The 11,754-nt window shown below is 66.5% G+C and carries 1 protein-coding gene; it reads left to right on the top strand.

Going from position 1 to position 11,754, the window contains the following annotated elements; translation table 11 throughout:
* Positions 1 to 11,754 (top strand): non-ribosomal peptide synthetase (locus K940_RS29680; protein ID WP_036529615.1); only part of this gene is annotated, 11,754 nt, incomplete at both ends.

The following is an 11,754-nucleotide window of genomic DNA, read 5'->3' as shown; positions in this document are numbered from 1 at the left end:
GTCGCGCTCGGTATGCGTCGTTCGGTCGATCTGGTGGTCGGTATGTATGCGGTGCATGCGGCGGGTGGGGCGTATGTTCCGTTGGATCTGGACCATCCCGCCGACCGCACCCAGTACGTGCTCGATACCGCAGCACCGGTGTGTGTGTTGACTTCTGGTACCGATTTGGAGGTCACCGGACCACGGCAGGTGCGTATCGATCGGCTCGATCTGTCGCAGTTGTCCGACGCGCCGCTATCGGATGCGGATCGACACAAACCGTTGCGGTCGGCGAACACCGCGTATGTGATCTTCACCTCCGGGTCGACCGGCCGGCCCAAGGGCGTCGCGGTCTCGCACGCAGCGATCGTGAATCGTTTGGTGTGGATGCATGCCGCGTATGGTTTGGCCGCTGATGATGTGGTGTTGCAGAAGACACCAGCGACGTTCGATGTGTCGGTGTGGGAGTTCTTCTGGCCATTGCAGGTCGGCGCCCGTTTGGTGCTCGCACACCCGGATGGTCATCGCGATCCGGCCTACCTGGCGCAGGTCATCGCGCAGGAACGAGTGACCACGGTACATTTCGTGCCGTCGATGTTGTCGGCGTTCATCACCCAGGAGCGGGCAGCCGAATGCAGCGGACTACGCAATGTCTTCGCCTCCGGCGAGGCGTTGCCCGCCGCGACCGCGCAACAGTTGCGTGCGGTGACCGGAGCACGGTTGCACAACCTCTACGGCCCGACCGAGGCAGCGGTCGATGTGACCTTCCACGAGGTCACCGACGAGGACACGGTATCGGTACCCATCGGCGCCCCGGTGTTCAACACCGAGGTGTATGTCCTGGATACCCGGCTACAACCGGTCCCGGTGGGAGTTGCCGGCGAGTTGTACCTGGCGGGCACGCAGTTGGCCCACGGATATGTCGGTCGCCCTGATCTGACCACCGAGCGGTTCGTGGCCAACCCCTTCGGGGATGCCGGGCGCATGTATCGCACCGGTGACCTGGTGGCATGGACCTCACGCGGTGAGCTGGAATACCTGGGTCGCACCGATTTCCAGGTGAAGGTGCGTGGACTACGCATCGAGTTGGGCGAGATCGAGTCGGCGCTGACCGCGGTGGAGTCGATCGCGCAGGCGGTGGTCGTGCTGCGCTCGGACCAGCACCTCGGTGACCAGTTGGTCGCCTACCTGATCGCGGCCCCACACCACACGGTGGACATCGAGGCCGTGCGCGCCGATCTGACCCACCGGCTACCGGGATACATGGCGCCCGCAGCGTTCGTCGTGCTCGACCAGTTCCCCCTCAACCCCTCGGGCAAGCTGGATCGACGCGCGCTTCCCGAGCCAGTGTTCGAAACCAAGACATTCCGGGCGCCGGTGGAACCGGTGCAAGAAATCGTGGCCGGCGCCTTCGCCGAAGCCCTGGGCGCCGACCGTGTCGGCCTCGACGACGACTTCTTCGCACTGGGCGGCAACTCCCTGATCGCCACCCAAGTAGTCGCCCGACTCGGCGCCGCACTCGACACCACCCTCGGAGTGCGCGTGTTGTTCGAGGCCACGTCGGTGAGGGCGTTGGCCGAGCTGTTGGGATCGGCTGCTGGACAAGGTGGTCGAGTGCCGCTGGTCGCGCGGGAACGGCCCGAGATGGCGCCGCTGTCGCCCGCGCAGCAGCGCATCTGGTTCCTCAACCGATTCGACAACCGGACTGCGGTGCACAACATTCCGGTCGCGGTGCGGTTGACCGGAACTCTCGACCTCGGCGCATTCGAGGCGGCTGTCGGTGACGTGCTCGCGCGACACGAGGCTTTGCGGACCGTCTACCCCGAGGTGGAGGGCACCGGCTACCAGCGCGTGGTACCGGTGGGCGAGGTGGCATTCGAGCTGATTGTCGAATCCGTCGGTGCACACGAGCTGAGCCAGCGGATCATCGAATTGGCCAGCGTCCACTTCGATGTCACGCTCGAGATCCCCTTCGGGGCACGCCTGCTCGCGGTGTCGGCGACCGAGCATGTCGCGGTGGTGGTCGTGCATCACATCAGCGCTGACGGGTTCTCGCTGCGGCCATTGCTGCGCGATCTGATGTTCGCCTACACCGAACGTGTGCGCGGCGCAGCGCCCACGTGGGCCCCGCTCGACGTGCAGTACGCCGACTACGCACTGTGGCAACTCGACGTGCTCGGCGCCGAGGACGACGCGGACTCCGTCGCTTCCGAGCAGATCACCTATTGGACCGAGCAGTTGCGGGACCTGCCCGACCAGGTCGAACTGCCGGCCGACCGCCCGCGGCCGGAGATCGCGTCCCACGCGGGCGGTACCTACCACGTCGAGATCGATGCCGACGCACGTCGGGCGCTCGCCGAGGTGGCACGCGCGCGCGGTGTGACGCTGTTCATGCTGGTGCACGCCGCACTCGCGGCCTGGACCGGGCGGTTGTCGGGCAGTACGGACGTCGTCATCGGCACCCCGATCGCGGGCCGCGGCGAACGGGCGCTCGACAACGTCGTGGGTATGTTCGTCAACACCCTGGTGCTGCGCAGTCGGGTCGATCCGGGCGGGAGCTTCGCCGGGCTGCTCGACGAGGTTCGCCGCACCGACCTGGCCGCCTTCGCACATGCAGACGTACCGTTCGAGCGCCTGGTGGATGTGGTCAGTCCTGTGCGCTCACAGGCGCACCACCCGTTGTTCCAGATCGCATTGACCTTCGAGGCGGCGTCGGCCGGCGACCTCGGTGCGGTGGCGTTGCCCGACCTGGATGTCGCGGCAGTCGACCTCGATCCTGGTACAGCGACGTTCGACCTACAGCTCACGGTCGGCGACGCTGGCGAGGGCCGGCTGCGGTTGTCGTGGAACTACGCCACCGATCTGTTCGACCCGGAGACGGTGGCCTCCTTTGCGGACCGATTCGTCCGTATCCTGCGCAGTGTCTCGGAGAATCCGGACATTCCCGTCGGCGACATCGATCTGCTCGCCGAAAGCGAGCGGCTCGACGTGTCGCAACGCTGGGTCTCATCCGGCGCCGACAGCAGCGAGGGCACCCGGCGCGGAGGTGGATTCGCCGATCCGCACGCCACTCTGCCCGGACTGTTCGACGCAGTGGTCGCCACGCACCCCAAACGGATCGCGGCCCGCTTCGGTGTGGAGACATTGACCTACGCCGAGCTCGACCGGCGCGCGAACGTGCTGGCACGCCGGCTGATCGCGGACGGGGCAGGACCGGAAACACTGGTCGCGGTGATCTTGCCGCGGTCGCTGGATCTGGTGGTCGCCTTGCTGGCAGTGGTGAAGACCGGAGCCGGGTACGTCCCGGTCGACCCGACGTATCCGACCGACCGGATCGCCTATGTGCTCTCCGATTCTCAGCCGACGAGCGTTGTGCTCGATTCCACTGTGCACGTGGAGGTCCCGCAGGGGATGCCGGCCGTTGTTCTGGACGGATTCGCGGTGGAAGCCGGCGATATCGAGGACGCCGACGACGGTCCGATCACCAACGCCGATCGCAATTCCGCGCTGACCCCGGACAGTATCGCCTACGTGATCTACACCTCCGGTTCGACCGGCCGCCCGAAGGGCGTTGCGGTGGGGCATCGCAGCGTGGTGCGCTTGTTCGCAAACACCGACCGTGACTTCGGTTTCGGACCCGACGACGTGTGGACGCTGTTCCACAGTTACGCCTTCGACTTCTCGGTGTGGGAGTTGTGGGGTCCGCTGTTGTTCGGCGGCACCCTCGTCGTGGTCGACTACTACACCTCCCGCTCACCGGAACAATTCCTGGAACTGCTGCGCACGCACGGTGTCACGGTGCTCAACCAGACGCCGTCGGCGTTCTACCAGTTGGCCGAAGCCGACCGGAACGCGCCGCCGAACGCGGCTCCGCTGGCATTGCGGTACGTGGTGTTCGGCGGTGAGGCCTTGGAGCTGCGCCGATTGTCGGACTGGGTGGCTCGACACGGCGACGGCGCCTCCGCCGCAGTAGACCCGCACGCCCCGACCGGACCGTTGCTGGTCAACATGTACGGCATCACCGAGACCACGGTGCACGTGTCCTACCGTGCCTTGGACGCCGCAACGATCGCCGCGGCCTCCGGCAGCGTCGTCGGCCGGGCTGTTGCCGGCCTGCGGGTATACGTGCTCGACAGCCGGCTGCGTCCGGTTCCGATCGGCGTTGGCGGTGAGATGTATGTGGCAGGAACGCAACTGGCGCGTGGCTATCTCGGTCGAGCCGGTTTGACGGCCAGCCGCTTCGTGGCCGACCCGATGAGCGTGTCGCCGGGCGCTCGGCTGTACCGTTCCGGCGACCTCGCACGGTGGAACCGTTTCGGTGAGCTGGAATACCTGGGCCGGGCCGACGATCAGGTGAAGGTCCGTGGATTCCGCATCGAATTGGGCGAGATCGAATCGGCGATCCTCGCTCAGCCCGGCATCGCGCAAGCGGCAGTGATCGTCCGCGAGGACCGGCCCGGCGATCAGCGCATCGTCGCCTATGTGGTCGCCGAGGCGGGATTGGACCCGGTACTCGACGTGGTGCGTGACGGTGCCGCCGAGCAACTGCCGTCCTACATGGTACCCGCGGCCGTGGTCCGGTTGGAATGGATTCCGTTGACCGTCAACGGAAAGTTGGACCGGCGCGCGTTGCCTGCTCCCGCGGCTCGCACGCGTGGCTTCCGAGCGCCGAACACGCCGGTGCAGGAGACCGTGGCCGCGGTGTTCGCCGACGTGCTCGGCGTGGAGCGGGTCGGCGTGGACGACGACTTCTTCGATCTCGGCGGAAACTCGCTGATCGCGACCCGAGTGGTAGCGCGCATCGGCGCCGCGTTGGGCACGACCGTCGCGGTGCGCACAGTGTTCGAAGCCACCACGGTGGCGGCCCTCGCGGCCCGGGTGGAATCGCACGCCGGGGGTGTCGAACGGCTCGGCCTGGTCGCGCGCCCACGCGCGGCCGGCGAGGTGCTGCCGCTGTCGTTCGCCCAACAGCGCATGTGGTTCCTGAACCGATACGACACCGGTTCGGCGGCCTACAACCTGCCCATCGCACTTCGGCTCACCGGTGCCCTCGATGTCGAGGCGCTGCAACTCGCGGTCGCCGACGTGGTGCGCAGGCACGAGTCGTTGCGGACCCGCTATCCGGAACACGGTGGCGTCCCGACGCAGGTCTTGGTCCCTGCCGAGGACATCGACCTGGACCTGCGTCCGGTCTCGGTGGACCCGACCGACCTGATCACGAGGATCACCGCGTTTGCGACCCTCGGATTCGATGTGGCCGAACAGGTTCCACTACGTATCCGGTTGTACCTCCCCGAACCAGGCGAGCACGTACTCGTGGTCGTGGTGCATCACATCGCAGGCGACGGCTTTTCGATGGGGCCGCTGACCCGCGACATGATGACTGCCTACACGGCGCGAGCGACCGGCAGCGCCCCGGGCTGGGCGCCGTTGCGGGTGCAATACGCCGACTTCGCGGTATGGCAGCGCGCAGTGCTCGGTTCCGAGGAGGACTCGGGCTCGGTGCTCGCCGAGCAGGTTGCCCACTGGCGGAATGCGCTGGCCGGCATCCCCGATGAGCTGCCCTTGCCCTCCGACCGGTCTCGACCGGCGGTCGCCTCGCACCGCGGCGCCACACTGCAGCGTGAGTTGTCCGGGGAATTGATCGGCGCACTGGAGCAGGTCGCGCGGCAGCGCGGCGCCTCGCTGTTCATGGTGATGCACGGTGCGCTCGCCGTGCTGCTGGCGCGGTTGTCCGGCGAAGCGGACATCACGATCGGCACCCCGATCGCGGGTCGGGGCGAGGCCGCGCTCGACGATCTGGTCGGCATGTTCGTCAATACCCTGGTCCTGCGGGTCGGAATCGAACTCGGCGAATCCTTCACCGATGTGCTCGACCGGGTGCGTCGTGCCGATCTGGACGCATACGGCAATGCCGACGTGCCCTTCGAACGTTTGGTGGAACTGCTCGCCCCGGAACGCTCACAGGCGCGCAATCCGCTGTTCCAGGTGATGCTGGCATTCCAGAATCTGGAGCGCACTGCCCTCGAGCTGCCGGGGCTCGCTGTGACCGCGTTGGATCTGGAGGAGAACATTGCACGCTTCGACTTGCAATTCACTCTTGCAGAGCGGCCCGAATCCGATTCCGGAGCAATGGTTTTGGCGCTCACCTACGCTACCGACCTCTACGACGAGTCCACGGTGGCGCAGATCGCTCGACGCTGGCAGCGCGTGCTCGAGACCATCGCGGCCGACCCGGCGGTCATGGTCGGCGCGATCGACATACTCGACGCGGCGGAGCACTCCGATCTGACCGCACGCACCGGTGCGGCGGCGACGCTGGGGCGGACCTTGCCGGAGCTCATCGCCGAGGCGGCTGCGATCGACCCCCACGCACCCGCGGTGGTGTTCCAGGGGCGAAGTCTGTCATACGGCGAGCTCGACGCATGGTCGAATCGTCTGGCCCGCATGCTGATCGACCGAGGTATCGGCGCCGAGGAACTGGTGGCGGTCGCCGTGCCGAGGTCGGATGTGTCGTATGTCGCCGAGTGGTCGGTGGCCAAGTCCGGCGCAGCGTTCGTCCCGATCGACCCGACCTATCCGGCCGACCGGATCGCGCACATGGTGGTCGACTCCGGCTCTTCGATCGGACTCACCGTGGCATCCGTCCGTGCCGAATTGCCGGACACGGTCGAGTGGCTGGTGCTGGACGAGAAGGGCTCGACCGAACACGACAGTGCCGCGATCACCGATGCCGATCGGGTGCGCCCGGTGCGCCCGGATCACCCGGCTTATGTCATCTACACCTCCGGGTCCACCGGTGTGCCCAAGGGGGTCATGGTCACCCACGCGGGATTGGCCAACTTCCGCGATGAGCAGAACGCTCGATACGACCTCGATTCGGACACGCGAGCGCTGCACTTCGCCTCGCCCAGTTTCGACGCGTCGATTCTGGAGGTCCTCCTCGCGATCGGTCGTGGTGGCGCCTTGGTGGTCTGTCCGCCCGGCGTGTACGGCGGCGAGGAACTGGCCGCGCTGATCCGCGCCGAGCGGGTCACGCATGCCTTCCTCACTCCGTCGGTGCTCGCCTCGCTGGATTCGGCGGAGTTGGTCGACATGCGGGTGATCGTCGCCGGCGGCGAAGCCGTCCCCGCTGATCTGGTCGCCAAATGGGGTGGTGCGGCCAATGGTTCTGGTCGTCGCTTCCACAACGGCTACGGTCCCACCGAGACCACGATCATGACCAATATCAGCGCCGCCCTGACGCCCGGCGATCCGGTCACCATCGGCGGTCCGACCCGCGGGATGCAGTCGCTCGTCCTGGATGCGCAGCTCAGGCCGGTTCCGGTGGGTGTCGCGGGTGAGTTGTATGTGTCGGGCATTCAGCTGGCGCGTGGCTACCACGCGCGCCCCGGGTTGTCGGCCGAGCGTTTCGTCGCCCACCCGTATCTTCCTGGCGCCCGGATGTACCGTACCGGCGATGTGGTGCGCTGGACCAGAACCGGAGAGATCGACTATGTCGGCCGCTCCGACTTCCAAGTGAAAGTGCGGGGATTCCGGATCGAACTCGGCGAAATCGATGCCGCACTCACAGCGCACGAGACTGTCGAGTTCGCAGCCACCATGGGACACCGCGGCCCCACCGCTGCCGTCTCGCTGGTGTCGTATGTGGTCGCCGCACGCGGGCACACGATCGACGTACCCGCGCTGACCGCGCATGTCGCGGAACTGCTACCGACCTACATGGTGCCAGCCGCGATCATGGTGATCGATCGAGTTCCGCTCACCCCGGTGGGCAAGCTGGATCGTACAGCGTTGCCGGAGCCGGTGTTCGCGACCGAGGCCGTGTTCCGTGCGCCGCGCACCCCGGTCGAACACACCATCGCCGAAGTGTTCGCCGACGTTCTCGGCGTGGAGCGAGTCGGGGTCGATGACTCCTTCTTCGCCCTGGGTGGAGACAGCATCGTCTCCATTCAGCTGGTTTCACGAGCCAAGGCGCGCGGTGTGGTGTTCACTCCACGCCACGTTTTCGAGCAACGGACTGTGGCCGGTCTGGCTACGGTCGCCGAGAGCACCGATATCGCGCAGACATCGTCCGCGCTGCTACCCGAACTGTCCGGCGGCGGAGTCGGTTCCATGCCCTTGACGCCGGTCGTTCGGTTCATGGTCGAGCGGAGCGGCTCGTTCGGTCGGTTCAATCAGATGCTCGCGCTGGAATTGCCGGCTGGTATCGACCGCGCCGGTATCGTGGCGACGGTCGGCGCGGTGATCGATCGACACGACATGCTGCGGGCCAGCCTGCGTCGCGAGGGCAGCGACTGGGTGGTCGAGACCGCCGCGCCGGGAACCGTCGACGTGGACGCCGTGATCGACCGCATCGGGTTCGATCCGAGCACGACCGACGCGACGTTGGTCGAGATCGCCACGGCCGCAGTGGACCAGGCGTTGGGTCGGCTCGATCCCGCGGCAGGTGCGGTCGTCCGATTGGTGTGGCTCGAGCCCGATTCGGCCGAGCACACCGGCCGGCTGATCGTCGTGGCCCACCATCTGGTGGTGGACGGTGTTTCCTGGCGCATTCTGGTGCCGGACTTCGTGACAGCGTGGGGGCAGTACGCGGCCGGTCGGACCCCGGAGTTGGTTGCGCCGCCTACGTCGATGCGCACCTGGGCGCACGCGCTGGAGCGCGCGGCGTCCAGTCCAGAGCGTACGGCCGAACTCGACTACTGGCGCTCTGTGGTCGCGACGCCCGATCCGTTGCTGACCGAGCGCCCGATGGATCCTGCGCTCGACACGTCGGGCGTCATCGAAAAGTTCCGGGTCGAAGTGTCCGCCGAGGTCACCAACGCCCTGCTCACCACTGTTCCCGCGCTGTTCCATGGCGGGGTGAACGACGGTCTGCTCACCGCACTGGCTCTGGCCACAGCACAGTGGCGTGCACGACGCATCCGCGACCGCGGCGACAACCCGCTGCTGATCCGCTTGGAGGGGCACGGGCGTGAAGAGGACGTGGTCGCCGGAGCGGATCTGTCGCGCACGGTCGGATGGTTCACCGCGATCTACCCGGTTCGCATCGACCTGGCAGGAATCGATCTCGACGCTGCGTTCACCGGCGGACCCGCACTCGGAGTGGCAATCAAAGCGATCAAGGAGCGCTTGCTCTCGGTACCGGACAAGGGCATCGGCTACGGACTGCTGCGCTACCTGAACGCAGAGACCGCAGCCCAGCTACCGTCCGAGCTTCCTGGCCAGGTGAGCTTCAACTACCTGGGCCGCATCTCCGAGGGTGATGTGCCGGAGTCCTTGCGCGGATTCGGCTGGATTCCCGCTGCGAATCTCGGCGCGTTGGAGGGCGCATACGACGCCGACATGCCCGTGATGGCGCCGTTGGACGTGAATGCGATCGTGGTCGGCGACAGGCTGACCGCCACGATCGGCTACCCGTCGACGCTGTTGAGCGCCGCTGAGGTGGGGGAGTTCGGTCGATTGTGGACCGACGCTCTGGAAGCCATTGCCCGCCACGCCCAAGAATCCGGCGCGGGTGGACATACGCCGTCGGACTTCGCCCTGGTGCACCGTGTGCGCGGCGGCGTGAGCGCGGGAGTACCTGCCGGGCAGGGAATCACGCAGCGCGATATCGACGGCTGGGAGCGGCGCTTTCCGGCGTTGGCCGATATCTGGCCGCTCTCGGCGCTGCAAGCCGGTTTGCTGTTCCACGCCGGTCTAGCCGCGAGCTCGGTGGACGTGTACACCGCACAGGCGGTGTTGACCTTGATCGGGCGAGTGGATGCCGCGCGGTTGCGTTCGGCCGCGCAGGCATTGATGGACCGCTACGACAATCTGCGGACCGCGTTCGTCACCGGCCACGACGGCAATCCGGTGCAGATCGTGCTGGACAGTCTCCCGGTGTCGTGGACCGAACACGACCGGATCGCCGGCGGCGACGATGCCGACCTGATCGCCGCCGACCGCATGCGTCGTTTCGACCTCGATGAGCCACCCCTGGTTCGGTTCACCCTGATCCAGGTGGCGCGTAACCGCTGGCACTTCGTGGTGTCCAACCATCACATCCTGCTCGATGGCTGGTCCATGCCGCTGCTCATGCGGGATCTGTTGATGCTGTACGCGGCACATGCGGATTCCTCCGCGCTGCCCGCAGCTCGTTCCTACCGGCACTTCCTGGAGTGGACGCGGCAACAGGACCGCACAGCCTCGCTGTCGGCGTGGACCCATGCTCTGCGCGGCGTCGGCGAGCCGACCGTGCTGGTTCGTCCGGATGCCGGACGTGAGATCACCTCGCTTTCCGGTGAGTATCTTTTCGAGTTGGACCAGGCGGCCACGGCACGGTTGACCACGCTGGCCAGCGCTCTCGGTGTCACGCCGAATACCGTGGTACAGACCGCGTGGGGCATCCTGCTCGGTAGACTGACCGGTCGCGGCGATGTGCTGTTCGGCACTACGGTGTCCGGGCGTCCCGCGCAGCTGTCCGGTGTGGAGTCGATGGTCGGTTTGTTCATCAACACCGTGCCGGTTCGGGTGCGCATCGATCCATCGGAATCGGTGCGGGAACTGTTGGTCCGGACGCAGGTCGAGCAGGCCGATCTGCTCGATCATCACTACATCGGGTTGGCCGATATCCAGTCCGCTGTCGGCATCAGCGGTATGTTCGACACGCTCATCGTGTTCGAGTCCTATCCGATCGACACCGCAGGCCTGCAAGCCCAGGCCGCGGATATCGACGGCATGGCCGTGGCCGCACTGGAGGCGGCCGACGCTACGCACTACCCGCTGACCTTGATCGCGCAGTTGGATACGCGACTGCGGGTGCGCGCCGGCTACCTGCGCGATCTGTTCGACGCGCAGAGCGTGCAGCGCGTCGCCGACCGCCTGATTCGAGTGCTCACTGCTGTGATCACCGATCCCGACGCGGAAGCGGGCGACATCGAGCTGCTCGATGCCAGCGAACGTGAGCAACTGGTGTCTGCATGGAACGACACTGCCTTCGAGCTCGACACCGCGGTGGCGTCCGGCCGGTGGGTCGGCACCACCGGTATGACTCTGGTCTCGATGTTCTACGACCAGGTCGAACGCACACCCGACGCGACCGCGGTGACGTTCGAGGGGTCGACTTTGTCCTATGTCGAGTTCTCCCGGCGGGTGAACCGGCTGGCGCGTTGGTTGATCGCGCGCGGCGTGGGCCCGGAAACTCGTGTGGCGCTGGGCATGCGGCGATCGATCGATCTCGTGGTCGGCATGTACGCCGTCACCGTCGCAGGAGCGGCATACGTGCCACTGGACCCGGATCACCCGGCCGAGCGTACGGAATACATTCTCGCCACCGCAGATCCGATCTGCGTGCTGACTTCGGCAGCAGACCTGGCGATCGACACCGCACAGGTGCGTGTCGACCTGCTCGATGTTCACGGGCTGTCGGATGCGCCGGTGACCGATGTCGATCGGGGTGGGGTGGTGCGTGGGGGGAATACCGCGTATGTGATCTTCACCTCCGGGTCGACGGGTCGACCCAAGGGTGTGGCGGTGTCGCATGCAGCGATTGTGAATCGTTTGGTGTGGATGCAGTCGGTGTATGGGTTGTCGGGGGCGGATGTGGTGTTGCAGAAGACACCAGCAACGTTCGATGTATCGGTGTGGGAGTTCTTCTGGCCGCTACAGGTCGGCGCCCGGCTGGTCCTCGCCGATCCGGATGCCCATCGTGATCCCGCAGCATTGGCGCGGGTGATCGAAACCGAAGCGGTGACAGTCACCCATTTCGTGCCCTCGATGCTGGCGGTGTTCGTT

Origin of the sequence: Nocardia sp. CNY236, from assembly GCF_000482385.1 — a bacterium.
GTDB lineage: Bacteria > Actinomycetota > Actinomycetes > Mycobacteriales > Mycobacteriaceae > Nocardia.
Note: the sequence above shows the minus strand (reverse complement) of the source record. Positions and strands in the feature narration are given on the sequence as shown.